Source organism: Cupriavidus sp. YR651 (assembly GCF_900101625.1).
GTDB lineage: Bacteria > Pseudomonadota > Gammaproteobacteria > Burkholderiales > Burkholderiaceae > Cupriavidus.
Genome location: NZ_FMYZ01000001.1, coordinates 770,077 through 794,079, shown reverse-complemented (window position 1 = coordinate 794,079; position 24,003 = coordinate 770,077). Strand labels below are relative to the sequence as shown.

Here is a 24,003-nt window from a genome sequence, read left to right as displayed (position 1 = left end):
AGTGGCACGACCAGGCCGCGCAACGACGCCAGAATCGTTTTGAAACGACCTCCTAGTCGACACCGACGAAGCCGCCGGTTTGATGTGCCCACAGCCGCGCATACAGCCCGCCGCGCGCCAGCAGTTCCGCGTGCGTACCCGTCTCGACGATGTGCCCGCCGTCCAGCACCACCAGCCGGTCCATGCGGGCGATCGTCGACAGCCGGTGAGCGATGGCGATGACCGTCTTGCCCTGCATCAGCTCCTCCAGGCTTTCCTGAATCGCCGCCTCCACCTCGGAGTCCAGCGCCGAGGTGGCTTCGTCCAGGATCAGGATCGGCGCATCCTTGAGCAGCACGCGCGCAATCGCGATGCGTTGGCGCTGCCCGCCCGACAGCTTGACACCGCGCTCGCCCACCAGCGCATCGAGCCCCTTGTTGCCGTGCGAGTCGGCCAGCTCGCCGATGAAGTCATCGGCCCGCGCGCGCCGCAGCGCCTCATGCAGGTCGGCCTCGGTGCTGTCCGGCTTGCCGTAGAGCAGGTTGTCGCGGATCGACCGGTGCAGCAGCGAGGTGTCCTGCGTGACCATGCCGATCTGCGCGCGCAGGCTTTCCTGCGTCACGCCTGCCACGTCGTGCCCGTCGATCAGGATGCGGCCGGTTTCCACGTCGTACAGCCGCAGCAGCAGGTTGACCAGCGTTGACTTGCCCGCGCCGGAAGGGCCCACCAGCCCGATCTTTTCGCCGGGCCGCACGACGAGGCCCACGTTCTCGATGACGCCGGCGCCCTTGCCATAGTGGAAGCCCACGTTATCGAACGTCACCTCGCCGCGCCCGATCTCCAGCGGCCTGGCATCGGGCCGGTCCACCACGTGGCGCGGCACGGCGATGGTCTTCATGCCGTCCTGCACTTGCCCGACGTTTTCGAAGATGCCGTTGACCACCCACATGATCCAGCCGGACATGTTGTTGATGCGAATCACCAGCCCGGTCGTCAGCGCAATGGCACCCGTGGACACCAGGCCCTGGTTCCATAGCCAGAGCGCCAGCCCGGTGGTGCCGGCAATCAACGCGCCGTTCATGGTGGTGATCGTGACGTCCATCGCGCTGACCATGCGGCCGGCCAGCCGCACCTTGTCGGTCTGCTCGGCCATGGCATCGCGCGCGTAGCTTTCCTCCTGCTGCGTATGGGCGAAGAGCTTGAGCGTGGTGATATTGGTGTAGCCGTCGACGATCCGGCCCATCAGGCGGGACCGCGCATCGGTGGCGACCACCGAGCGTTCCTTCACGCGGGGTGTGAACCAGGCGAGGGCGGCGATATAGCCCGCGATCCACAGCAGCAGCGGGATCATCAGGCGCCAGTCTGCCTCGGCAAACAAGATCAGCGAGCTGACGGCATAGATGATGACGTGCCACAGGGCGTCCACGGCCTGCACCGCCGAGTCGCGCAGCGAGAAACCCGTCTGCATGATCCGTTGCGCGATGCGGCCCGCGAAGTCGTTCTGGAAGAACGACAGGCTTTGCTTGAGCACGTAGCGATGGTTCTGCCAGCGGATCAGATTGGCCAGGCTCGGGTTGATGACCTGATGCACCAGGATGTCGTGCAGGCCGAAGAAGACCGGGCGCAGGATCAGCGCCACGAAGGCCATCCACAGCAACTCGTTGCGGTGACGGACGAAGAAGTTGCCGTCCGGCGCTTCCCTCGCAAGATCCACCAGCCGGCCGAGGAAGCTGAACAGCGCCACCTCGATCAGCGCGCCGATCAGGCCGACCACCAGCAGCGCGACAAACACCCCCCGCACCTCGCGCAGGAAATGCACATAGAACTGCCAGACGTTGCCTGGCGGTTGCGTATCGGGCATCCGGCGGAAGGGATCGATCAGTCTTTCCAGGCGGCGAATCGGCATGCGGCGACCCTCATCTCGTCCGTGGGAGTGAACCGGTCATCATACGCGCGTGCGGAGGCCGGGGCAGGGCCCAAAGAAAAAGCCCCGCCGGGAGGCGGGGCTTGCGCGAGGCTTGCGAGGCGGGGGGGATGGAACGAACGCCCCGTCGCCCGCGATGCGCGTCAGTGGATGACCATGTGCGTGAACGGCGGCACATAGGCCTGCAGCGTCACGAACAGGCCCACCAGCACGGCCAGCACGATCGAGTGCCAGAACACATAGCGCAGGATCTCGCCCTCGTGGCCGTACCACTTGGTCGCGGTGGATGCGACGACGATGGACTGCGCGTCGATCATCTTGCCCATCACGCCACCGGAGCTGTTGGCCGCGGACATCAGGATCGGCGACAGACCCAGCTGTTCGGCCGTGGTCTTCTGCAGGCCGCCAAACAGCACGTTCGACGCCGTGTCGGAGCCGGTCAGCGCCACGCCCAGCCAGCCCAGCATGGTGCCGAACAGCGGGTAGAACACGCCGGTCTGTGCAAACGCCAGGCCCAGCGTGGCATCCAGGCCCGAGTAGCGGGTCAGGTAGCCGATGCCGAACATCGCGCAGATCGTCAGCAGGGAGAAACGCACGAGCTTGATGGTCTCGAAGTATTCCTTGATCAGGCGCGGGATCGAATAGCCCATCAGCAGGCCGCCCACGATCGCCGACACGAAGATGCCGGTGCCCGCCATCGACAGCACGTTGAACGTGAACACGGCGCCTTCGGCGATTTCCTTCGGCACCACCGGCGGGCCCTTGATCACGGCCTTGTCGAGGCCCGGAATCGGAAACTTGAACTGCCAGATGGCGTCCATGAACTTCTTGAACTCGGGGATGCCCCAGACGAACACGAAGACGGTCAGGATCACCCACGGCATCCAGGCCTTGACCACCGAGATGCCCACCGATGCGGCGTTGGCGCGGGCGTCGGCTTCGAGCGCTTCCGGATGATCGACCTTGGAGTCGTCATGGCGGCCCAGGATGCGGGTGGAGGTCCAGATTTCCTTCGGGTGCCAGATCTTCAGGAAGGCCGTCAGGCAGCCCATCGAGATCAGGGCCGAGATCACGTCCACCAGCCACGGGCCGTGGAAGTTCGATACGAGGAACTGCGGAACGGCAAAGCTGACGCCGGCCACCAGGATGGCGGGCCAGATGGCGAGCATGCCGCGGAAGCCCGCGAACGCCCAGATCAGCCAGAACGGCACCAGCACCGAGAAGAACGGCAGCTGGCGGCCGATCATCGCGGACAGCAGCACCTGGTCGATGCCGGTCACCGAGGACAGGCCGATGATCGGCGCACCCAGCGCGCCGAAGGCCACGGGCGCGGTGTTGGCGATCAGCGCCAGGCCCGATGCGGCCAGCGGCGAGAAACCCAGCCCGATCAGGATGGCACCGGTCACGGCCACCGGCGTGCCGAAGCCGGCCGCGCCCTCGAAGAACGCGCCGAAGCTGAACGCCACCAGCAGCAGCTGCAGGCGACGGTCTTCGGTCACGCCGGAGATCGAGTTTTGCAGCACCTTGAATGACCCGTTTATCGTGGTCAGCCGGTGCAGGAAGATGATGTTGAGAACGATCCAGCCGATCGGGAACAAGCCAGAGACCACGCCCAGCCCTGCCGCCTTGCCGGCCATGGCCGCCGGCATGCCGAACACGAACGAGGCGACGACGATGCCGACGACCAGCGCCAGCCCGGCCGCCAGGTGGGCCTGCATGTGAAAGAACGCCAGCGCTGCCAGCAGCACGGCGACCGGAACCCCGGCGGCAATAGTGGACAGCGCCATATTGCCGAGCGGGTCATAGACTTGACTCCACACGATTGAATCCTCCTCTGGTTGATGCGGCAGCCGTGCCTCTGACGGGCCTGGACTGCCGGACTACTGTTGTCCGGGCAAGCGGCGAGATCGCCGCGCGGACGGACAGAAAAGGGATTGTAAGGAGCGGTTCCGGGCGATCCGCCTTAAATCCGGTCATCGTCGTCGTGAGCCGGATTCAGGGATCAGGGTTTGCTCGGGGGCAGGCTTGTGCACCTCACGCTATCGGGCGAGGGTACTCCTTTAAACGAGCGTTCGAAAGAACCCTGACGAGGCAGACAGTCGCGCCTGCGCCACATGGCAGGCGGGCGGGAGGGTGGTGCGGGAGAGGGGGAAAACCGGGGATGCGAGGGGGTGCGATGGGAATGCGTTGGGGCAGACCATGCGCCGCCGTGGCGGCACATGGCGCCTCTTAGCGCAGCGGCAGGATCAGGATGCCGGTGGCGGCGGGGCGGGCCCGCATCTCCGTCAGCCAGCGCTCCAGGTGGGGGCGCGGCGCGTGGGTAACCGGCGTGCCCATCCAGCGATGCGCGGCGCAGGCCAGCGAGATGTCGGCCATGGTGAAGCGGTCGCCGCCGATGAACTCGCGGCCAGCCAGGGCTGCATCGAGCATCGCGGCCAGCGGCTCGGTCCGCGCGCAGGACTTGGCAACCACCGCCTCGTCGCGCTGTTCGGCCGGCACGCGGACGCATTGCAGGAACGCCTGCACCATCGCCGGACTGAATGCCGTGGTCTGCCAGTCCATCCAGCGATCCGCCGAGGCTCGCGCCTTGACGTCCGAAGGCCATAGCGTGCCCTCGCCGTAGCGCGCGCACAGGTAGCGCACGATGGCGTTGGATTCCCACAGCACGAAGGGCTCGCCGGCGACGTCCGTATCGCGGAAATCCTCGATCACGGGAATCTGGCGGTTGGGGTTCAGGCGGACATAGGCTTCGGTGTCCAGCTCGCCCTGGTAATTGCCGATGTCGATCCGCTCGTGGTCCAGGTGCAGCTCGCGCGCGCACCAGACCACTTTCTGGACGTTGATCGACGACAGCCGGCCCCAGATGCGCAGCATGCTTTGCGGCTCATCACGCTTCATGGCTGTCGTCGCTCCTCAGGCTGCGCGCGGCTGCGGCGCCGCTTTCGCGATGGCCTCGCGGAACACCTCGCCCAGGATCGTCACGCCCTGTTCGATCCGCTCCGGCGACACCGTCACGAACGCCAGGCGCAGTGTGTTGGTGCGCGGGTTGCCCGCATAGAACGGGGCGCCCGGCACGTAGGCCACGTTGCGGCGCACGGCCTCTTCCAGGATCTTCATGCTGTCCAGACCTTCCGGCAGCTCCACCCAGATGAACATGCCGCCCTCCGGCTGGTTCCAGCTCACGCCGGCCGGCATATGGCGCTTGAGGGCGTCCAGCATCACGGTGCACTGCTTGCCGTAGAGCTCGCGGATGCTCGGGATGTGGCGCTCCAGCAGGCCGTCGCGCACGGTCTCGTACGCCAGGCGCTGGGTGAAGCTCGGCGTGTGCAGGTCGGACGCCTGCTTGGCCTGGCACAGCTTGAAGTGCAATTCGGGCGGGGCGATCACGAAGCCCAGGCGCAGGCCCGGCGCCAGGATCTTGGAGAACGATCCCATGTAGATCACGCCGTCCGGATTCATCGACAGCAGCGACGGCAACTGGTCGCCGGTGTAGCTCAGTTCGCCGTACGGATCGTCTTCCACCAGCAGCACGCCCAGTTCCTGCGCGCGCTTGACCAGCGCCTGGCGGCGCTCCAGCGGCAGGCGACGGCCGGTCGGGTTCTGGAAGTTCGGCAGCGCGTACAGGAAGCGCGCGCCGGCGGTCAGCTCGGGCGTCAGGGCTTCCGGGATCAGGCCGCGTTCATCGGTCGGGATCGACACGAACTCGGGTTCGAACAGCGAGAACGCCTGCAGCGCGCCCAGGTAGCTCGGCGTTTCCACCAGCACCGGGCTGCCCGGATCGATCATCACCTTGGCGATCAGATCCAGCGCCTGCTGGGAGCCGGTGGTGATCAGCACACGCTCGACGCCCACGTTGTAGCGTTTGGCGACGAATTCGCGCAGCGGCAGGTAACCCTCGGTGGCGGCGTACTGCAGCGCGCCCTGGGGGTTATCGGCAAATACGCGGGCCACTGCCGCTTCCATCGCCGCTACCGGGAACGACGCCGGCGAGGGCAGGCCGCCGGCGAACGAAATGACTTCCGGACGCTCGGTGACTTTCAGGATTTCGCGGATGGCCGAGCTGGTCAGTTGCTGCGCCCGGCGGGAGATGGCCCATTTCATGATTTGTCTCTTGTGGGAGTTGAGTCGTTGTGCTGCTCAGTCAACGATGAACAGCCGCGCACCGGTCGGTGTGGAGGAACGGTGCGGCTCGGCATGGTCGGCGACCTGGTAGCTCGTGCCCGCGCGGAGCACGAACTGGCGGCCGTCTTCCAGTTCGGTATGGAGTTCGCCGTCAAGGACGAACAGGATATGCCCCTTGGTACACCAATGGTCCGCCAGGTAGCCGGCCGTGTATTCGACCATGCGTACGCGGATGTCGCCAAACTGGCGCGTGCGCCAGAGCGCTTCGCCGGTCTCCCCGGGATGCCGGGTGGGGGCGACGTCGGACCAGTCGGTGGTGCCAAAGGGCAGGTTGTCGATGCGCATCGGAATGTCCCGGTCGAATCGACTCAGGCGATTTCCACGATTATTTCGATTTCGACGCAGGCGCCCATCGGGATCTGCGCCACGCCAAACGCGCTGCGGGCGTGACGGCCCTTGTCGCCGAACACTTCGACCAGGAACTCGGACGCGCCGTTGGTCACCAGGTGCTGCTCGGTGAATTCGAACGTGGAGTTCACCAGGCTCATCACCTTGACGATGCGCTTGACGCGGTTCAGGTCGCCGATATGGGCGTGCAGCGTGGCCAGCAGGTCGATGGCGATGCCGCGGGCGGCGGCCTTGCCGGTTTCCGTGTCAATGTCCTTGCCGAGCTTGCCGGCCCAGGGCTTGCCGTCCTTGCGGGCGATGTGGCCCGACAGGAAGACGGTGTTGCCGGTGGTGGCCGCCATCACATAGGCGGCGGCGGGGGCATTGGCGGTGGGCAGTTCCACGCCGAGGCGGGCAAGGGTGTCGTAGACGGACATGCGTTTCTCCTGTCAGTGAATTCGTCCTGGAACGATGGGGGGCGTCTCTCCGGCGGCGGCCGGTGGCGTGGCGGGTGCGGTGTTGCGCACGGCGGCGCGCCGGCCAAGGGCCACGATGGCGATCACCGCCACTGCGAAAGCGAGGGTGGGGGCGTCGAGCGGCTCGGCCAGGATCAGGGCGCCGCCCGCCAGCGTGAGGAACGGCTGCAGCAATTGTATCTGGCCTACGCGTGCCACGCCGCCTTTTGCGAGCCCGGCGTACCAGAACAGGAAGCCGATGAACATCGAGAAGACCGAAACATAGGCCATGCCGAGCCACGCGCGCGGGGAGGCCGCGGCAATGGCGGGGGCGTGCATCCAGGCCAGCCAACCCACCACGGGCGCCAGCACCGGCAGCGAGGCCACCAGCGCCCAGCTGATGGTTTCCAGTCCACCGAGCTCGCGCGACAGCTTGCCGCCTTCGGCGTAGCCCAGCGCGCCGAGCACCACGGCCAGGAAGAGGAACCAGTCCGCATGCTGCAGGCCGCCAGCGCCTTGCCAGAGGGCAAAGCCGACCACCAGCGCGCTGCCGGCCATCGCCGACAGCCAGAACGCCGCGGAGGGGCGCTCGTTGCCGAACCACGCCGCGAACACGGCCGTGGCCAGTGGCAACAGGCCGATCACGATGGCGCCATGCCCGGCCGGCACCTCGCGCATGGCCAGCGAGGAAAACAGCGGAAATCCCACCACCACGCCGAGCGCGGTCACGGCAAGGCGCCACCATTGGCCGCCGCGCGGCCGCCGATGCGCGGCCAGCGCGCCGCGTGCGGCCAGCAGCACGATCGCCAGGATCGCCGCGATCACCGCGCGGGCCAGCGCGACGAAGATGGGGTCGAGCTCCGCCACGGCCATCCGCGTGAAGGGCAGCGTCTGGCTGAAGATCGCCACGCCGATAAAGCCCAGCAGCATGCCGCCGGACGGTGGGGAGGAAGGATTGCGGGAGGTCATTATCAATTCCGGAACATCAATGCGGCTGGCCAGCCACGGCGATCCATGCCGCCGTCAGCGCCAGCGCCAGGCCCATCGCGCCGTTGAACCAGCGCACGCGATTGCCGTGCGCCAGCCACTGGCGCAGCGATGCGCCCAGCACGCCATAGGCGCCGTTGCTGCAGAAGCCGAACAGCGCAAACACGGCGCTGACCAGCGCGATACGCTGAGCGGGCGAAGGCGCGCCGGCCATGTAGGACGCCGCCACGGCCAGCGCCAGCATCCACGCCTTGATATTGGCGTACTGCAGCGCGACCGACTGCCAGACGTTCATCGGCTTGAGCACGGTCTTTTCCGCGAGGGACGTGCTGCGCGCGATCTTCCACGCCAGCCACAGCAGGTAGGCCACGCCAATCACGTGGATCACCGTGGCCAGCACCGGGCTGGCCAGGATCAGCGCGCCCACGCCCGAGGCGCACAGGGCCACGATGCTGGCAAAGCCGAACGCCACGCCGACGCAATGCGGCAGGGTGGCGCGCAGGCCGAAGTTGGCGCCGGTCACGGCGGCGATGGTGGTGTTGGGGCCGGGCGTGAAGGCGCCGACGGCGAGCAGCGTCACCAACGCGAGGAACTGGGCCATCGACAGGCCCGTCAGCCAGGTGCTATCCATGACGGTGCCGCCTCAGGCGAAGTTGACGACCACGCGCCGGTTGGTGCGGCTTTTCTTTTCGATCTTGGTCACGGTCACGGGGCCGATCTCGCCCGTGTTGGCCACATGGGTGCCGCCGCAGGGCTGGCGGTCCACGCCGGGGATCTCGATGATGCGGATGGTCGAAGTGCCGGCCGGCGGCGCCGCGCCCACGGTGCGCACGAGGTCCGGCTGGGCCGCCAGTTGTTCGGGCGTGATGCGGTCGATCCGCACATCGGTCTTCGCGCCGATCAGCGCGTTCAGTTGTGCGGTCAGTTCGGATTTTTCGAGTGTGGATTCGGGCAAGTCGAAGTCGATGCGGGCCGAGTCCGGCGAGATGCTGCAGCCCGTCACCGGCACCGGGATCAGGGACCCGAGCAGGTGCAGGCAGGTGTGCAGCCGCATCAGCTTGTGGCGGCGCGCCCAGTCGATCTTCACCTCCACGCGATCGCCGGCCTGCACGGCCGGGGCATCCGGGGCGGGCACATGCAGGATGCGCGTGCGGTCGTCGCCATAGACCGTGTCGGTCAGCACGATCATGCGGCCATCGGCCAGGGTCAGCGTGCCGGTGTCTCCCGCCTGGCCGCCGCTGCGCGCGTAGCAGACGGTCTGGTCCAGCTCGATGCCGGCTTCGCTCACGGCCACGACCGTGGCGCTGCAGTGGTCGAGGTAGGCGTCGTCGTCGAAACGCTTGTGAGTCGTGGCGGACATCGCGGGGGCTCCTTCGGTGTGTGGGGCTTGTTGTTGTGTTGTCGTATCGGGGATTCAGCCCAGGGTCTTGATGCCCGTCGGCGTTTCGATCTCGGCGGCGAGCCCAGGCGCGCCATCGGCCTGTTCGATCTCGATCAGGTGGTCGGCGCCCAGCCAGGCCAGCCCCTGCCGCAGCAGTTCCGCATGCGGGTGCCGCCCGCGCAGCCTGCGCAGCGCCATGTCCTGGCGCGGCAGGCTGATCGCCGGGTGATTGGCCACATCCCACTGGATCAGCGTGGGGAACAGGCCGTCGCCGGCACTGGCTCCTTCACCCCGCCACGCGGGCAGGCTGCCGTCCTCGGGCACTGTCAGCCGCCAGTGCAGGTCGCCGCGCGTCATCGGGATGGCCGGGGCGATGCGGTCCGGGTATTGCGCCTGCCAGCGCGACAGGTCGGCGGGGCGCTCCACGCGGGCCGCCCAGTGTGCCAGGAACGGGCCGTCGCGCAGGCGCTGCTGTATCAGGTCGCTGTCCAGCCCGAACCAGCGCGGCCGGTCGGGCGCTGGCGCCGACGGGTCGATCGCCATGACTTCCAGGTACAGGCCGCCAAACAGGCCCATTACGCGGTTGTGCGTGCCCATGCCCGGGTGCGCGCCGCCGCTTTGCGGGGCGACACCGAGCACGCCGGCCACGTAGTCGACCCCTGAATCCAGGTCGGGCGCGGCAATCACGAGGTGGTCAATGGCTAGCTTCATCGTCGGTTGATGGTAGTCAAGGTTGGCGGTACAGTACCGATACAGTTCAGCGGATCGTATTCAGTACAGTTTCGGGAGCAGCACATGGAAGGGAGCCAGGAGGACGGAAACCCGTCCAAGACGCCAGCTCGCAAGAATAGCGGAGGCGACGCCAGTGCGGTGGGCGGCACACGCGCATTGCGGCTGGTGATGCCGGCGGCGGGTCATGAGCGGCTGCCGGACCCCATCCCGTCCGCCCAGATGACGCTGGTCGAGCAACTGACCGAATGGGCGCGATTGCGGATCGACGAGCGCGTGTTCCGCGCCGGAATGCGCATGCCATCGATCCGGCAACTGGCCACGGAGAAGGGGATTTCGCGCTTCACCGTGGTGGAGGCCTACGAGCGGCTGGTGGCGCTGGGCTACCTGGAATCCCGGCGCGGCTCGGGTTTTTATGTGCGCGAGCGCGTCAGTCATTCCGCCGCGGTCGTCCCGCCGCCCTCGAATGCCATCCGCAATATCGACGTCACCTGGCTGCTGCGCAGCATGTTCCACTCGGCGGAAAGCCACAAGGCGCCGGGCTGGGGCTTCCTGCCCAATGAATGGCTCGACGGCGAGCTGGTTTCCGGTGCGCTGCGCAGCCTGGGCCGCCAGCCGGGCAACCACTTCCTCGCCAGCGGCACGCCGCAAGGCTTCCTGCCGCTGCGGCAGCAGTTGCGGACGCGCCTGGAGGAGCTGGAGATCGGCGTCACGCCGGATCAGATCGTGATGACGTCCGGCATCACCCAGGCACTGGACCTGATCGCCCGGGAATTCCTCCATCCCGGCGACACCGTGCTGGTCGGCGATCCGGCCTGGTTCGTGATGTTTGCCCGCTTTGCGACGCAGGGCGCCAACGTGATCGGCGTGCCCTACACGGCGGACGGCCCGGACCTGGAGGCGCTGGAGCGGATTGTCCAGGCCCACCGGCCCAGGTTCTTCGTCGTCAATTCCGTGCTGCACAACCCGACCGGCACCTCGCTCTCCGCGGCGCGCGCGCATCGGCTGCTGCAGCTGGCCGAGCAGTACGACTTCCTGATCATCGAAGACGACATCTATTGCGACCTGTGCCCGCCCGGCCACTCCGCCACGCGGCTGGCCAGCCTGGACCAGCTGAGGCGCGTGATCTACCTGGGCAGCTTCTCCAAGACGCTGGCCGCCAACCTGCGGGTCGGGTTCATCGCCGCCAGCCCGGACCTGGCCGTGACGCTGACCGACAGCAAGCTGGTGACCGGCATGGCAACTCCGGAGATCAACGAACGCGTGGTCTACAAGGTGCTGACCGAAGGGCACTACCGCAAGCACGTGGAGCGGGTGCGCGCGCGGCTGGACCGCGCCCGCGACGAGACGCGCCACCGGCTGGAACGGCTGGGTTTGCGCATGTTCCCCGGCCAGCATGCCGGCATGTACCTGTGGGCGGATACGGGCGTGGATACCAACGCCATCGCCACGGCGGGGCATGAGGAAGGCTACCTGTTCGCGCCGGGCAGCCTGTTCTCGCCGTCGCAGATGCCGTCGAGCTGGACGCGCTTCAACATCGCCAGCAGCAGCGACCCCGGCATGCTGCGCTTCCTGGCCGGGCAGATGGATCGCCTGTCGGGCCAGTCAGCCGCCCCGGGGGCTTGAAAAACCGCCTGCCAGTCCCGATTTGCTGCCCCATCGACGCCGGCCCGGACCCACGGGCCGGGCATGTTCCGTTTGCCTGTTTTCAAGAGGAGAACCATGACCGCACCGCACGAGACGATGAGCTTCCAGGCGGAAGTGAAGCAACTGCTGCACCTGATGATCCACTCGCTGTACAGCAACAAGGAAATTTTCCTGCGCGAGCTGGTTTCGAATGCTTCGGACGCCACCGACAAGCTGCGCTTCGAGGCGATCGCGAACCCCGCGCTGCTCGAGAACGACGCCGACCTGGCCATCCGGATCGAAGCGGATGCCGCCACCCGCACGCTGAAGATCACCGACAACGGCATCGGCATGAGCCGTGACGAGGCGATCCGCAACCTCGGCACCATCGCCCGGTCGGGCACCAAGGAATTCTTCCAGCAACTGTCCGGTGACCAGCAGAAGGATGCGGCGCTGATCGGCCAGTTTGGCGTGGGCTTCTACTCGGCCTTTATCGTTGCCGACAAGGTCACCGTGGAAACCCGCCGCGCGGGCCTCCCCGCCGACGAGGCGGTGCGCTGGGAAAGCGCCGGCGACGGCGAGTTCTCCGTGGATGCCATCACCCGCACCGAGCGCGGCAGCACCATCACGCTGCACCTGCGCGAGGGCGAGGACGATTTTCTGTCGGCTTACCGCCTGCGCCACATCATCCAGAAGTACTCGGACCATATCTCGCTGCCGATCCGCATGCCCAAGGAAGAGTGGGATGCCGAGGCCAGCGCGCACAAGCGCACCGGCGAGTGGGAAAGCGTGAACCAGGCCAGCGCCCTGTGGACGCGTGGCAAATCCGATATCACCGACGAGCAGTACCAGGCGTTCTACCAGCACATCGCCCACGATCACGAGGCGCCGCTGGCCTGGACCCACAACCGCGTGGAAGGCCGCAGCGAATATACCCAGCTGCTGTACATCCCGGCGCGCGCGCCGTTCGACCTCTGGGACCGCAATCACAAGGCCGGCCTGAAGCTGTACGTGAAGCGCGTGTTCATCATGGACGATGCGGATCAACTGCTGCCGTCGTACCTGCGCTGGGTCAAGGGCGTGGTGGACTCGGCGGACCTGCCGCTGAACGTGTCGCGCGAACTGCTGCAGGAAAGCCGTGACGTGCGTGCGATTCGCGAGGGCTGCGCCAAGCGCGTGCTGTCGATGCTGGAATCGCTGGCTGACAGCGAGGACGAAGCCGACCGCACCAAGTACGCGACCTTCTGGGAGCAGTTCGGCCAGGTGCTCAAGGAAGGACTGGGCGAGGATCAGGCCAATGCCGAACGCATCGCGAAGCTGCTGCGCTTTGCGTCGACGCAAGACGACACGGCCGGGCAATCGGTCTCGATGGCGGCGTACGTGGGCCGCATGAAGGAAGGGCAGGACAAGATCTACTACGTCACGGCCGACACCTGGGCCGCGGCGAAATCGAGCCCGCACCTGGAAGTATTCCGCAAGAAGGGCATCGAAGTGCTGCTGCTCACGGAGCGCGTGGACGAATGGATGCTGTCCTACCTGCGCGAGTTCGATGGCAAGGAGCTGGTCTCCGTGGCGCGTGGTGACCTGGACCTGGGCAGCCTGGCCGATGAAGCCGAGAAGGCCGAGCAGGAAAAGGCCGAAACCGACTGGAAGGAAGTGGTCGACCGCGCCAAGGCCGTGCTGGAAGGCAAGGCCAAGGACGTGCGCGTGACGCTGCGCCTGACGGAATCGGCGTCGTGCCTGGTGTCCGATGACGGCGACATGAGCGGCTACCTGCAGCGCCTGCTGAAGCAGGCCGGCCAGAAGGCGCCGGACGCCCAGCCGATCCTGGAGCTGAATCCGGAGCACGCGCTGGTGAAAAAGCTGCGCGACGTGCCGGACGGCGACGCGTTTGGCGACCGCGTGCGCGTGCTGTTCGACCAGGCCCTGCTGGCCGAAGGCGGCATGCTCGAGGACCCGGCGGCCTATGTGCAGCGTGTCAACCGTCTGCTGGCCTGACGGCGTGACGCGCAGGCAGGGCGGGGTGGCCGGCGACGGCCGCCCCGTTTTGCCGTCATGAGGCCCCGGCAATGACCACCAAACGCTGCTTTCCTCCGGTCGTCGATGCCCACACCCGCGTGCTCGTGCTCGGCAGCCTGCCGGGCGAGGTCTCGCTCGCGCAAAGCCAGTATTACGCGCACAAGCAGAACCAGTTCTGGCGGTTGGTTGGCGATGTTGTCGGCGGGGATCTCGTCGGAATGGAATATGCCGAACGACTGCAAACGCTGCTGGCCTACAACATTGGTTTATGGGATGTCGTCGCCGAAGCGAAACGCGAAGGCAGCCTGGACAGCAACATCCGTGATCACGCAGGGAACGATCTCATCGGCCTGATCCAATCGCTACCACAGCTCGCGGTGATTGCGTTCAATGGCGGTACAGCTGAGCGGATTGGTTCGAAGGTTCTTGTGAAACACGACTGCGGCCAGTACCGCATCGTTAGACTCCCATCCAGCAGCCCGGCCCATACATTGGCCTATCCGGAAAAGTTGCGCGCATGGCAGGCATTGCGGACGCATATGCACGGGATTGGCTGATACGTGCGTATCAGCGCATATCGAGCGCTTTGTCCGTCGCGTCCACCAGACCGCGAAGAAAGCGAATCGCCTTTTCTAGTTCGTCGCGCCTTATCAGGTGTGCAACTGCAGGACCCGCCGAGACAGTGCGAGATCGATGCACGGCATCTCCTCGCCGCCGAATCCAGTCATCCAGCGTCTGTTTGGCCTTTGCGGCATCAGTGTTATTCCACGTCCAATGCGCAGTGACGTCTTTGCCTAGATAATCGAGAAAGAGCTTGCGCGTCTTGTCTGTCGATGGATTGTGAAACCGTTTGAGTTCATCCTGTAGCCGTTCGGAAACAAATTTCGCCAACGGACTGCCTTCGACCGGGCGCAGCCAATCCGTAACACCCTCCTGAACGCGATCCTCGACATAGGTTTCCCACGCTGTCATTGCCATGATGAGCCCAGCACGTTTAAGAACCTCGGCATTTGGCGGCGGCGGGTTGGAATTCAGGTTATCAAAATGTCGCAGCAGTTCGTCGGCGTCCTTGATGGATTCTTCGAAAGTTGTTTTGGCTCTTGACATGAGATACCGGTTCTCTTGATATTGTCCGATGTGAGGGTTGACTACTCTCTCGGCCATACGGATTGCATCGGGTCACGGAAGAGTATTCCGGTAGAGTAACTCAATAGCTATATAGCGAATAAGAAGAAGATAATGGCAACGCTGATTCCTTCCCTCGGTTCGGTCACCTCGCGCATGACCGGTGGCGAAAAGCGCTTCGCCGAAAGGCTCGAGGCCAAGCTGGAAGACGACTACGTCTGCTGGTATGACGTCACGCTGGGCGAGAAGACACGAAATCCGGATTTCATCGTGTTTCATCCAAGTCGTGGGTTGCTAGTGCTGGAGGTCAAGGATTGGAAGCTCGACAACATTCGCGAGATCGATCAGCGTGCAGTTACCCTACTGACCAGCCAAGGCTTGGTCGCGACGATGAATCCGCTCGAGCAGGCGCGGCAGTTCATGTTCTACGTCACCAATCTGCTGCAGCGGGATCCGCAACTGGTCTGGCCTTCCGGCTCATTAAGGGGGAAGCCATTCTTCCCATATGGCCATGGTGTCGTACTGTCCAATATCTCGCGTGGCGATTTCGATAGAACCAATCTCGGCGATGTCATCCCGCCGCACCTTGTTATCTGTCAGGACGAGATGTACCCGAAAGTGGAAGCCGAAGTGTTCCAGCAACGTTTGTGGGACATGTTTCCCATCAAGTTTGCGCACAAACTTTCGCTTCCTCAGATCGACAGGATTCGCTGGCACCTGTTTCCGCAGGTTCGGCTGCCCGAACAGCGGGCGTTGTTTGCCGAGGATGACGCCGGGCCGCAGGATATTCCCGACATTTTGCGCGTCATGGATTTGCAGCAGGAGCAGTTGGCGCGCAGTTTGGGGGAAGGGCATCGCGTTATCCATGGCGTGGCCGGGTCAGGTAAGACGCTGATTCTTGGCTATCGTGCAGAGCACTTGGCGAAGATCGTAACGCGGCCGGTGCTGGTGCTCTGTTACAACAAGACGCTTGCCGCCAAGCTGGCGGCTTCCATGGATGAAAAGGGTATCGGCGACAAGGTTCACGTTCACAATTTTCATGCGTGGTGTTCGCGCCAGCTCGATGCCTTTCATATTGAGCGACCCAAGGGTCCGCCGACGGACGCATTGTTCGAGTCGATGGTGGAGCGCGTCATCCATGGCGTTGATCGGAAGCTGATCCCATCCGGTCAGTATGACGCCGTACTGATCGATGAGGGTCACGATTTTCGGCCGGAGTGGTTCAAGCTGGTCGTGCAAATGGTCAACCCGGAGAGCAATTCTCTGCTTGTCATGTATGACGATGCGCAGTCGATCTATGGCGGTACGGCTAAACGGAAATTCAGCTTCGCGAGCGTTGGTATCAAGGCATCGGGTCGTACCACCATTCTCAAGCTGAACTACCGAAACACGCAGGAGATTCTGTTTGTCGCGCGTTCCGTTGCTGGCGAACTATTGAATTCACGTGATGTTGGGGAGGATGAGGCGCCCACCGTGCTTCCCATAGGGGCCGGAAGGCGAGGTCCCAAGCCCCTCTTGCTTGAGCTGCCTACGTTCAGTGCCGAGGTGGAACGTATTGCCCAGATCCTGCGAGATGAGAATAGGACTGGGACGCCGTGGTCGCAAATGGCCGTGTTGTATCGCTATTGGGATATGGCTAGTCAAATCACCAATGTGTTGGCGCGACAAGGTATTCCATTCGAGTGCCCACAGGAGAGCAAGCGCTTTACGCCCGGCGATGACAGTGTCAAGGTGGTAACCATGCACAGCAGCAAGGGGTTGGAATTCCCGCTGGTGTGCATTCCAGGCACTGGCATGCCTCACAAGAAGGAAGAATCTCCGGAGGACGAGGCCCGGTTGCTCTATGTGGCCATGACGCGGGCCACGCGGCAACTCGTGATAACCCATGGCGAAGACTCCCGATTTGCCGGGGAGCTGCGCGCGGCGATGGAGGGACTTGGCTGATCTGCGTTGCCCGGTCTCGAGGTCATCGCGTTCAATGGTGGCACGGCGGCGCGTATCGGCAAGAAAGCGCTCGCGCATCATGCGGATCGGCATCGGATCGTCATGCTTCCCTCCAGCAGCCCTGCCTACACATTGTCATACGCGGAAAAGCTGCGCGCCTGGCAGACATTGCAGACGTGGCTGTCTGAAAAGCCGCGTCTGGTATAGCCCTTCACGTTCCCTCGCGTGCGTCGGAGCGCCCCGGCCGCTCCGACCTGGCTCGACTGATTAGCCGAAATCCGGCTGCGTGGCTGCGTAGCTTGGCCGCGCACGCATGACTGCGTGACCACGCCGGATGTTCGTCCGCGTTTCCAGCATCGCCGCGCTTTCCGGGAATCGCGCCAGATACTCGACGATCGGGGCGAAGAACAGGTCGGCCATCGACAACGTATTCCCGACCAGGAAATCGCGCCCGCCGTATGCCTGCTCCAATGCATCGAGCTGCCTCGCGATCTCGGGCAGGGCCGCCTCGATGGTGGCGCGATCAGGCTGGCCGTCCTGGCCCTTCGGGAACACGTAGTGCAGCACGTAGCGGCGCACCATCGCATCGTAGCCGTGGCAGTTGATCAGGCTGATCCACTGCTCGCAGCGTGCGCGCGCAGTGGGGCCGGTTTGCGGAATCAGGTTTGGGCCGCCAAAGACGTCGTTGATATAGCTCAGGATGGCGCGCGTTTCGTAGAATTCGATCGGACCGTCGGCGAATGCCGGAATGCGGCCAAAAGGGTTGTGGGCCAGCAGTTCGTCGTTGTGCGGCGCAAGTGGCTTGAGCGTGTAGGCCACGCCTTTCTCTTCGAGCGCCAGGCGCACCGTGCGAACGTAGGTGCTGCGCGCATCGCCGTAGACGGTCAGCGTGCCGGCGCTGCCTTCGGCATCCACATAGTCACTAAGGTTGTTGAAGACCGATTGCCAGCCGCCGGCGTGCGAATCGCGCGTGGCGGTGTCGGGGAAGCCGCTATGACGCATGTGCAGGTGCGTGCCGCCATCCTTGTCGGTCAGTGTGATCTCGATGAGCGTGCGCACGCCGGCGGGTGGCTCGCTCCCTTCCCACTGCCACGTGTAGGCCAGAAAGTCAGCGCGATCGATCTTCTGATACTCGCCACCGACGATGTGTTGCTCGCCGTCCTTTGCGCCCATCACAAGTCGATAGCGGCCGCCCACGCGCGCATCGGCGCTGGCTTCCAATACCTGCATGCCACGCGGGCAATGCCAGACGGCCAGGGCGGCCTGGTCGGTAAATGCATCAAACACCCGCTCGCGCGGCGCGCGGATCTGGCGGGTCATCTCCAGATGAAACGTTGCAGCTTCGGTCATGACTTGATCCCCTTTTTCCGATGGGTGACAGCGGGCTCGCTTTGCGTCTGCTCGACAAAGGCCACCAGCCGGTCGAGATTGCCATCCCAAAGCCGGCGATAGGTCTCCAGCCAGCCATGCGCATCGCGCAATGCGCCAGGGCGCAAATGGCAGATACGCCAGCGTGCGTTGACTTCCCGCTCGATCAGTCCTGCGTCGGCCAGCACACGCAGATGCCGGGAGATGGCCGGGGCGGAGATATCGAACGGGCGCGCCAGTTCGCTGACCGGGGCGTCGCCCTCGGACAACCGCGCAAGAATCGCGCGGCGTGTCGGGTCGGCCAGGGCAGCAAAGATGGTGGAGAGGGGGTCGCCGGTATTTGGCATGAGGTCATTTAACTCATTGGTTAAATGAAGATCAAGCTCTGTTACATCCGATGGTTCGGGGCGCAGGCGATGCGGGAGGGGAGATACGCGCCGGCCAGTGGAGGTCCAGCCGGCTCAAAGGGCGTCTCGGGGGAGGGGAGTGCCGCTCAGGCCGTCGAGTCAGGGCCGCCAGCGTGGCGGTGACCTCGGCTTGCAGGCCGGCCACGGTGCCAGCCTTGGCGCTGTCATCCGCGCCACTGTTCTGCGCCGCCTGCAACGGCTGCATCTGCGCGGCCAACTGCCTGGTGGTGTCAAATTAGACAAAATAACAACCGGTTCTGGTCGTTGATGGGCGATATTCTCGGCAAGACCTGCGGCATGGATTATCCTGTGCGGCTGCATCAAGATCAGGGGTCAAGTTTTTCCGGAAGTAGCCGTAATCCCAGATCACCGACGCTCCATGGTGGAGAGCCGGGATCAAGAACCAGCTGCTTTCAGCCATGTTGTTGATGTCCGTCCTCCTGCAGCCGTGTTGTTGCAGTCTGGCTGCCTTGCCAAACAAACTGCCACTACATACTAAAAAGCATGTTTGACAAATTTTGCCATCCCCGGTTGTTCGCCTGCGTCATTGCGATGCAGTTGTCGATGGGCGCGTCCGCTGTTTTCGCGCAAGCCAATCCGGCGCCCGCCGTCGACACTTCGGTCGAGTCCGGTACGCCGGCCGAGCCATCTTCGACGAGCCTCGTCGCTGAACTGCAGCAGCGTATGCGAGACAAGTCCGTCCGTGAATTGCGCGCGAGCGTCAATGGCGACTACGGCGCGACCCTGATGCTTGCCGATGACCAGGTGCTTTGCTACGTCGGGCTCTCTTACCAGAACAAGCTCTGGAACGTATCGCGCTTTCATTCGTTGGCGGCGGCCGAGTCGGCTTACCGTACGGCCAGCAAGCAAAGCGCAGCCATGGCTGACGATGAGATCCGGCGGCAATTGCTGGCCACGCAGCAGCGCCAATATGATCGTGCGATTCAAGACGCGGAAGCGCGGGCCAGTGCCCTCAGCAATGATTTGAGCGTGATCCAGGCGCAGCGCCAGCGCCTGACGGAGACCCGGCAGGCATCCCGCATGGAAGTGCAGGCCGCCGAAGTCGATAACCGCGCCGCGCGCACCCAGCTTGAAAAGCTCCGGCAGGAAATTCGCCGTATCGAGTCGACTCTGGCGGACTCGGGCCAGATGCCCGGGTCGCAGAAGACGCGGCGCTAGGCACTGGCCGCATCGGGTTCCGGCCCGTCTGTTCAGGCGGGCGGGGCAGGTGGTGCGGCGCGCCCGGCTGGCCTGGGCAGGCCGGTCAGGCGGGTATCGCGGTATGTATCCGCGGTATGTCTCCGCGGTATGTCTCAATACAATGGCCGCAGCCGCGAGGCAAGTCAGGCCGTTGTGTCGACGATATTGCCCGAGGTGCTGCCGCCGGCTTCCTGAATCGCTTCGGCCAGCTTGGCAACAGCCTCCTGCAGGGCGGCGGACGTCGCCGTCACGCCGGCTTGCAGCGCCGCCACGGTGCTGGCCTTGGCGCTGTCGTCAGCGTTGCTGTTCTGTGCCGCCTGCAGTTGCTGCATCTGGGCGGCGAGCTGCTTCTGCAGCGCCTCGATCTGCTGTTTCAGGGCCTTGATGACGGCCGATTCGCTGTCTTCGCTGCTGCTGTCGGTGGCGCCTGTGCCGCCGGCCTTGCCTGCACGGCCGAGGCCGGACGGGCCGGTGATCGAGCCGCTGGCGCGGGCCGAGCCCGAAGCCGGGCCCGTGACGCTCCCCTGGCTGTCGCCTGCCTTGCTGTCGGTTACCTGGGTTTCGGCATCAGCGGGCTGGGTGAAGCGGTTGGCCCTGGTTACGGTGACGTCACTGGGCGTGATGATCTGGGGGGTAACGCTGCTGAGGGATGTCATGCGTAAATCCGATCGACGGGAGAGCGTACCCCTTCATCGGCACCGTCCCGGAAAACTTTAGGGCGACGGGGGCGGTCTTACCGGCTTCTGTCACAATCGCGGCCATGACCGGCTCCGGTGGAGCCGGCGGCATTTTTCCGGGTTCATTGCATATGTCCTCTTTCGGCATCGGCGGCATCGGCCTGCACGTGATCGTCGCGATCTTCTTCGCGATCCATGCGGTGCGCAGCCACCAGAACATGTACTGGCTCCTGCTGCTGTTTATCTTCCCCGGCCTGGGCAGCGTGGTGTATTTCTTCGCGGTCTACCTGCCCAGCCTGCGCCAGACGCGCGGCGCGCGGGCGGCCACCCGCGCCATCAAGCAGATCGTCGATCCGAACCGTGCCGTGCGCGAGGCGCGCGACGCGTTTGATCGCGCGCCAACGGTCGATCACCGCATGCGCCTGGGCGCGGCATTGCTCGATGCCGGCAACGCCTCGGAGGCGCTGGAACACTATCAGGCCGCCGCCAACGGGCCGTTTGCCTCCGATCCAGCGTTGCTGCAGGGCCTGGCCCGGGCGCAGGTCGCCACAGGCCAGCATGCGGCCGCGCAGGCCACGCTCGAGCGTCTGTTCGCGGCCACGCCGCAGGCGCGCGAACAGGCGGACCCGGCATTGCTGTATGCTCGCGCGCTGGCTGCCGTCGGGTCCCCGGATACGCGTGCGGCGTTCGAGCAGGCGCTGGCGTGTGCCAGCGATGCCGCGCCGCGCTGCCTGTTTGCCGACTGGCTGGCCGCTCAGCCCGACGCCGCGGACCGCGAACGCGCGAGGGTGCTCTACACCGAAATTGTTCATGACGCGCGCCACTGGCCGCGCCATGCCCGCGAACACAATCGCGAATGGCTGCAGCGCGCGCAGACGGCGCTGGCCCAATGATCCGCGCCCTGGGCGCTTTTTTCAGTTCTATGACGCTTCTGAAACGCAAATCGATCGAGGCAGTCGCCTCGCGCCGCCCGGCACGGGGCCATCGCGAATCCTCTCGCAATAACCTCTGGGATGAGGGGGAGGATGCCGGCAAACACAGCGGCAAGGACGCCGGCAAGGAAACTGGCAAAGATGGCGGCAAGGGCGCCGGCAAGGCGACTCAAAAGGACGGCGCCAAGGAAGTGCGCATGAAGCCGCGCTTCGCCCCGGTGACGTTTTCCGAGATGGACGGCGTGCGCTATCTGCACTTCGGAACCGAATGGGTCCAGGGTGCGATGCGACTGCGCAAGCCCGATGCCATCGAACTGGAGTACGCGCAGCAGATGATGGCGTGGCTGCTGTTCCAGTCGCCCTCCGATGGTGACTTCCATGTGGTGCAGCTGGGGCTGGGTGCCGCCGCGCTGACCAAGTTCTGCCATCGTCATTTCGCGCGCGCGAAGGTGACGGCGGTGGAGTTGAATCCGGCGGTGATCGTGGCGGGCCGCAGCATGTTCGGCCTGCGCAATGACGACGCCCGCCTGACGGTGCGGGAGCAGGACGCCTGGGACTACGTGATGGATGGCGCGACCACGGCATCCGTGGACGCGCTGCAAGTGGACCTGTACGACGCCACGGCGCGGGGGCCGGTGCTCGACACCACGGCGTTCTATCGCGCCTGCCGCCGCGTGCTGAAGTCTCCCGGCGTGATGACGATCAACCTGTTCGGCGACCACGAGAGTTTTCCGAAGAACATCGTGCGGATCTGCGATGCATTCGACAATCGCGTGCTGGTGTTCCCGGAGGTGCACGACGGCAATATCATCGCGATGGCTTTCAATGGGCCGGCGATCGATGTGTCATGGGAAACGCTGGAGGCAAGGGCCGCCGTCGTGGAAGCCGCGACGACGCTGCCGGCGAAAGACTGGGTGCAGAAGCTGCGCGCGGCCAACGCGCGTCAGGAAGCCCGGCTGGTGATCTGAGGCACTGGTGATCAGATGCGGGGTCGCCCTGGCGAGCGCTGGAGCGGCGGCGTCCACGCAGTGGCGCCGGGGCGAACAACGATGAGAAAAGGGGGCACGTGCCCCCTTGTCCATTTCGATCGTGCCGCTTGTTCCCTTACTCCTTGTGGAAGAACTGCGCCAGCGACCACTCATCCGTCCGCGCCTCATACTTCAGCCCCTTGCGCATCGCCCACATGGCCAGCTGGCTGTGCGACGGGATGATCGCGTGATCCGCCAGCGCGAACTTTGCCGCCGCGCGGGCGTTCTCCTCCCGGGCCTTGTCGCTCGACACCGTGGTCAGCGACTTCTCGATCAACTGGTCCAGTTGCGGATTGCTGTACTTGCCCCAGTTCCAGGTGCCATAGCCGGTTTTCGGATTCGGCGTGCCAGTGATCGAGCGCAGCGCCACATCGGCCGCGGCCGAACCCCAGCCCAGCATCTCGAACGAGAAATCGCCTTGCCGCGCGCGCGTGAAGTACGCGGCCACCGGCAGCGTTTCCACCTTGGTCTGGATGCCGATGCGCGTCAGCATGCTGGCCGTGGCCTGCGCCACCTGGGCATCGTTCAGGTAACGGTTGTTGGTCGCATGCAGCGTCAGGCCGAAGCCGTCCGGGTAGCCGGCGGCGGCGAGCAGCTTTTTGGCGCCGTCGGGGTCGTACGCGTCGGGCTTGGTGCCCGGATGGCCAAAGATCTGCGGCGACACGATCGACGACGCCGGCACCGCCAGGCCCTCCATGATCCGGCTGACGATGGCATCACGATTCAGGGCCTTGCTGATCGCGTCGCGCACGCGGGCGTCCTTGAACGGGTTCTTGCCGAGCGGCTTGCCGGCCTTGTCGGTCACGTATGGCGGGTTATCGCGCGACTGGTCCATCTGCCAGAAGATCGTGCGCCAGGAGACCGCCTGTTCGATCTTGAATTTCGGATTCTGCCTGAGCTTCGCCACGTCGGCGGACGGCACGCTTTCGATCACGTCGACGTCGCCGGCTAGCAGTGCGGCACTGCGGGCGCCGTTGTCCGTCAGGATGCGGAAGGTCGCGTGGTCCCATTCCGCCTTCGGGCCCCAGTAGTCGGGATTCTTCGCCATCACGATTTCCTGCCCGCGCGCGAAACGCACGAACTTGAACGGGCCCGTGCCGACCATCGCCTTGCCGGAATCGAAGTCCGCCTGGGTCAGGTTGGCGGCGACCTTTTTCGGCATGATCGGCACGCTGTTCAGGTCGTTGGCCAGGTTGGCGTAGTTGGGCACGCTCATGGTCAGGCGGACGGTCAGCGGATCGGGCGTGTCGATGCGCGCAATCGGCTTGGTGTAGCTCGTGAACGAGCCCGGGCTGTTGGTCAGTTTCTCCGGGCGCTCCAGCGACGCCTTGACGTCCTCGCTCGTGAACGGCGCGCCGTCGTGCCATTTGACGTTTGGACGCAGCTTGATTTCCCACGTGATGGCGTTGACGGGCTTCCATGACAGGGCCAGTCCGGGGATGTAGCGCGCGTTCTTGTCCATGAACACGAGCGACTCGAAGATATGCAGCGCGATGGCGTTGTTCGGGCCCGAGTTGTTCCATTGCGGGTCCATCGACGTGACGTCGGCGGCCAGGCCGATACGCAGGTCCTCGGCATGCGCCACGCCCGCTGGCAGCAGCGTGAACGTGGCCGCGCCAAGCACGGCGGACAAGGTGGCCTGCAGCAGCGTGCGGCGGACGGCGGCGGATCGATCGCTGGCATTCATCGGTGGGCTCCTCGTTCAGGGTCAGA

General features: G+C 65.0%; 22 protein-coding genes and 1 pseudogene. 8 read left to right on the top strand and 15 right to left on the bottom strand.

The features are described from left to right. Positions 1–52: 52 nt before the first annotated feature. The 10 genes from BLR29_RS03555 to BLR29_RS03510 all read right to left on the bottom strand — a co-directional run bounded on the left by BLR29_RS03555 (position 53) and on the right by BLR29_RS03510 (position 9,946). A complete protein-coding gene (locus BLR29_RS03555) occupies positions 53–1,885 on the bottom strand; it encodes an ABC transporter ATP-binding protein (RefSeq protein WP_092134639.1) in 1,833 nt (610 codons plus the stop codon). Between the two features lie 161 nt (positions 1,886–2,046). Then, complete coding sequence (locus BLR29_RS03550) at positions 2,047–3,723, bottom strand: L-lactate permease (protein ID WP_092134637.1); 1,677 nt, start codon at positions 3,721–3,723, stop codon at positions 2,047–2,049. Between the two features lie 409 nt (positions 3,724–4,132). Then, positions 4,133–4,777: a glutathione S-transferase family protein gene (locus tag BLR29_RS03545; RefSeq protein ID WP_092135420.1), complete on the bottom strand. Its 645-nt coding sequence runs from the start codon at positions 4,775–4,777 to the stop codon at positions 4,133–4,135. Positions 4,778–4,816: 39 nt separating this feature from the next. Next, entirely contained in the window at positions 4,817–6,004 is a 1,188-nt protein-coding gene (locus BLR29_RS03540; protein ID WP_092134636.1) for an aminotransferase-like domain-containing protein, read from the bottom strand. Between the two features lie 36 nt (positions 6,005–6,040). Beyond that, entirely contained in the window at positions 6,041–6,370 is a 330-nt protein-coding gene (locus BLR29_RS03535; protein WP_092134634.1) for a DHCW motif cupin fold protein, read from the bottom strand. A 23-nt stretch (positions 6,371–6,393) separates the two neighbouring features. Further along, entirely contained in the window at positions 6,394–6,849 is a 456-nt protein-coding gene (locus tag BLR29_RS03530; RefSeq protein ID WP_092134633.1) for a RidA family protein, read from the bottom strand. A 12-nt stretch (positions 6,850–6,861) separates the two neighbouring features. Then, positions 6,862–7,836 carry a DMT family transporter gene (locus BLR29_RS03525; RefSeq protein WP_255371073.1) on the bottom strand — a complete coding sequence of 325 codons (975 nt, stop codon included), beginning with the start codon at positions 7,834–7,836 and terminating at the stop codon, positions 6,862–6,864. A gap of 16 nt (positions 7,837–7,852) precedes the next feature. Next, the gene (locus tag BLR29_RS03520; RefSeq protein WP_092134631.1) at positions 7,853–8,485 is read right to left on the bottom strand and encodes a LysE family translocator; all 633 of its coding nucleotides are present in this window, start codon (positions 8,483–8,485) and stop codon (positions 7,853–7,855) included. Between the two features lie 12 nt (positions 8,486–8,497). Beyond that, a complete protein-coding gene (locus tag BLR29_RS03515) occupies positions 8,498–9,214 on the bottom strand; it encodes an alanyl-tRNA editing protein (protein ID WP_092134630.1) in 717 nt (238 codons plus the stop codon). Between the two features lie 54 nt (positions 9,215–9,268). Next, a complete protein-coding gene (locus BLR29_RS03510) occupies positions 9,269–9,946 on the bottom strand; it encodes a VOC family protein (protein ID WP_092134628.1) in 678 nt (225 codons plus the stop codon). Positions 9,947–10,030: 84 nt separating this feature from the next. Between BLR29_RS03510 and BLR29_RS03505 the strand changes: the two genes are divergently transcribed. The 3 genes from BLR29_RS03505 (at position 10,031) to BLR29_RS03495 (ending at position 14,166) form a co-directional block, all read left to right on the top strand. Beyond that, positions 10,031–11,590, top strand: a complete 1,560-nt coding sequence (locus BLR29_RS03505; RefSeq protein ID WP_092134627.1) for an aminotransferase-like domain-containing protein — start codon at positions 10,031–10,033, stop codon at positions 11,588–11,590. A 96-nt stretch (positions 11,591–11,686) separates the two neighbouring features. Next, positions 11,687–13,588 carry a molecular chaperone HtpG gene (gene htpG / locus BLR29_RS03500; protein ID WP_092134625.1) on the top strand — a complete coding sequence of 634 codons (1,902 nt, stop codon included), beginning with the start codon at positions 11,687–11,689 and terminating at the stop codon, positions 13,586–13,588. Positions 13,589–13,659: 71 nt separating this feature from the next. Then, positions 13,660–14,166 (top strand): DNA-deoxyinosine glycosylase, encoded by a 507-nt coding sequence (locus tag BLR29_RS03495; protein ID WP_092134623.1) that lies wholly within the window; start codon positions 13,660–13,662, stop codon positions 14,164–14,166. A gap of 10 nt (positions 14,167–14,176) precedes the next feature. Here the strand turns inward: BLR29_RS03495 and BLR29_RS03490 are convergent, their stop codons facing one another. Then, the gene (locus tag BLR29_RS03490; RefSeq protein ID WP_092135417.1) at positions 14,177–14,716 is read right to left on the bottom strand and encodes a HEPN domain-containing protein; all 540 of its coding nucleotides are present in this window, start codon (positions 14,714–14,716) and stop codon (positions 14,177–14,179) included. A 132-nt stretch (positions 14,717–14,848) separates the two neighbouring features. On the opposite strand from BLR29_RS03490, the gene BLR29_RS03485 reads away from it, so the two are divergent. Both BLR29_RS03485 and BLR29_RS03480 read left to right on the top strand, forming a co-directional pair. Beyond that, the gene (locus BLR29_RS03485) at positions 14,849–16,678 is read left to right on the top strand and encodes a DEAD/DEAH box helicase (protein WP_092134622.1); all 1,830 of its coding nucleotides are present in this window, start codon (positions 14,849–14,851) and stop codon (positions 16,676–16,678) included. 3 nt (positions 16,679–16,681) lie between these two features. Beyond that, positions 16,682–16,885, top strand: a pseudogene (locus BLR29_RS03480) (DNA-deoxyinosine glycosylase); the annotation flags it as partial. 60 nt (positions 16,886–16,945) lie between these two features. Here BLR29_RS03480 and BLR29_RS03475 read toward each other — a convergent pair. Further along, complete coding sequence (locus tag BLR29_RS03475) at positions 16,946–18,028, bottom strand: SRPBCC domain-containing protein (RefSeq protein ID WP_092134620.1); 1,083 nt, start codon at positions 18,026–18,028, stop codon at positions 16,946–16,948. After that, positions 18,025–18,393 (bottom strand): ArsR/SmtB family transcription factor, encoded by a 369-nt coding sequence (locus BLR29_RS03470; RefSeq protein WP_092134618.1) that lies wholly within the window; start codon positions 18,391–18,393, stop codon positions 18,025–18,027. The genes BLR29_RS03475 and BLR29_RS03470 overlap by 4 nt, the downstream gene beginning before the upstream one ends. Before the next feature lie 624 nt (positions 18,394–19,017). On the opposite strand from BLR29_RS03470, the gene BLR29_RS03465 reads away from it, so the two are divergent. Next, on the top strand, positions 19,018–19,632 hold the full coding sequence (locus BLR29_RS03465; RefSeq protein WP_255371072.1) for a DUF2968 domain-containing protein: 615 nt from the start codon (positions 19,018–19,020) through the stop codon (positions 19,630–19,632). 164 nt (positions 19,633–19,796) lie between these two features. On the opposite strand, the gene BLR29_RS03460 is transcribed toward BLR29_RS03465, so the two are convergent. Further along, positions 19,797–20,309 carry a hypothetical protein gene (locus BLR29_RS03460; protein WP_092134615.1) on the bottom strand — a complete coding sequence of 171 codons (513 nt, stop codon included), beginning with the start codon at positions 20,307–20,309 and terminating at the stop codon, positions 19,797–19,799. Between the two features lie 152 nt (positions 20,310–20,461). On the opposite strand from BLR29_RS03460, the gene BLR29_RS03455 reads away from it, so the two are divergent. Next, entirely contained in the window at positions 20,462–21,223 is a 762-nt protein-coding gene (locus tag BLR29_RS03455; protein WP_092134613.1) for a tetratricopeptide repeat protein, read from the top strand. Positions 21,224–21,252: 29 nt separating this feature from the next. Continuing rightward, a complete protein-coding gene (locus tag BLR29_RS03450) occupies positions 21,253–22,230 on the top strand; it encodes a class I SAM-dependent methyltransferase (RefSeq protein WP_092135415.1) in 978 nt (325 codons plus the stop codon). 136 nt (positions 22,231–22,366) lie between these two features. On the opposite strand, the gene BLR29_RS03445 is transcribed toward BLR29_RS03450, so the two are convergent. Continuing rightward, entirely contained in the window at positions 22,367–23,977 is a 1,611-nt protein-coding gene (locus BLR29_RS03445) for an ABC transporter substrate-binding protein (protein ID WP_092134612.1), read from the bottom strand. Positions 23,978–24,003: the final 26 nt, after the last annotated feature.

What these genes read in the sequence shown, in the direction of transcription:
- BLR29_RS03555 (WP_092134639.1), bottom strand. Translation starts at nt 1,885, where the DNA reads ATGCCGATTCGCCGCCTGGAAAGACTGATCGATCCCTTCCGCCGGATG.
- BLR29_RS03545 (WP_092135420.1), bottom strand. Translation starts at nt 4,777, where the DNA reads ATGCTGCGCATCTGGGGCCGGCTGTCGTCGATCAACGTCCAGAAAGTG.
- BLR29_RS03540 (WP_092134636.1), bottom strand. Translation starts at nt 6,004, where the DNA reads ATGAAATGGGCCATCTCCCGCCGGGCGCAGCAACTGACCAGCTCGGCC.
- BLR29_RS03535 (WP_092134634.1), bottom strand. Translation starts at nt 6,370, where the DNA reads ATGCGCATCGACAACCTGCCCTTTGGCACCACCGACTGGTCCGACGTC.
- BLR29_RS03530 (WP_092134633.1), bottom strand. Translation starts at nt 6,849, where the DNA reads ATGTCCGTCTACGACACCCTTGCCCGCCTCGGCGTGGAACTGCCCACC.
- BLR29_RS03525 (WP_255371073.1), bottom strand. Translation starts at nt 7,836, where the DNA reads ATGACCTCCCGCAATCCTTCCTCCCCACCGTCCGGCGGCATGCTGCTG.
- BLR29_RS03520 (WP_092134631.1), bottom strand. Translation starts at nt 8,485, where the DNA reads ATGGATAGCACCTGGCTGACGGGCCTGTCGATGGCCCAGTTCCTCGCG.
- BLR29_RS03515 (WP_092134630.1), bottom strand. Translation starts at nt 9,214, where the DNA reads ATGTCCGCCACGACTCACAAGCGTTTCGACGACGACGCCTACCTCGAC.
- BLR29_RS03510 (WP_092134628.1), bottom strand. Translation starts at nt 9,946, where the DNA reads ATGAAGCTAGCCATTGACCACCTCGTGATTGCCGCGCCCGACCTGGAT.
- BLR29_RS03505 (WP_092134627.1), top strand. Translation starts at nt 10,031, where the DNA reads ATGGAAGGGAGCCAGGAGGACGGAAACCCGTCCAAGACGCCAGCTCGC.
- htpG (WP_092134625.1), top strand. Translation starts at nt 11,687, where the DNA reads ATGACCGCACCGCACGAGACGATGAGCTTCCAGGCGGAAGTGAAGCAA.
- BLR29_RS03495 (WP_092134623.1), top strand. Translation starts at nt 13,660, where the DNA reads ATGACCACCAAACGCTGCTTTCCTCCGGTCGTCGATGCCCACACCCGC.
- BLR29_RS03490 (WP_092135417.1), bottom strand. Translation starts at nt 14,716, where the DNA reads ATGTCAAGAGCCAAAACAACTTTCGAAGAATCCATCAAGGACGCCGAC.
- BLR29_RS03485 (WP_092134622.1), top strand. Translation starts at nt 14,849, where the DNA reads ATGGCAACGCTGATTCCTTCCCTCGGTTCGGTCACCTCGCGCATGACC.
- BLR29_RS03475 (WP_092134620.1), bottom strand. Translation starts at nt 18,028, where the DNA reads ATGACCGAAGCTGCAACGTTTCATCTGGAGATGACCCGCCAGATCCGC.
- BLR29_RS03470 (WP_092134618.1), bottom strand. Translation starts at nt 18,393, where the DNA reads ATGCCAAATACCGGCGACCCCCTCTCCACCATCTTTGCTGCCCTGGCC.
- BLR29_RS03465 (WP_255371072.1), top strand. Translation starts at nt 19,018, where the DNA reads ATGGGCGCGTCCGCTGTTTTCGCGCAAGCCAATCCGGCGCCCGCCGTC.
- BLR29_RS03460 (WP_092134615.1), bottom strand. Translation starts at nt 20,309, where the DNA reads ATGACATCCCTCAGCAGCGTTACCCCCCAGATCATCACGCCCAGTGAC.
- BLR29_RS03455 (WP_092134613.1), top strand. Translation starts at nt 20,462, where the DNA reads ATGTCCTCTTTCGGCATCGGCGGCATCGGCCTGCACGTGATCGTCGCG.
- BLR29_RS03450 (WP_092135415.1), top strand. Translation starts at nt 21,253, where the DNA reads ATGACGCTTCTGAAACGCAAATCGATCGAGGCAGTCGCCTCGCGCCGC.
- BLR29_RS03445 (WP_092134612.1), bottom strand. Translation starts at nt 23,977, where the DNA reads ATGAATGCCAGCGATCGATCCGCCGCCGTCCGCCGCACGCTGCTGCAG.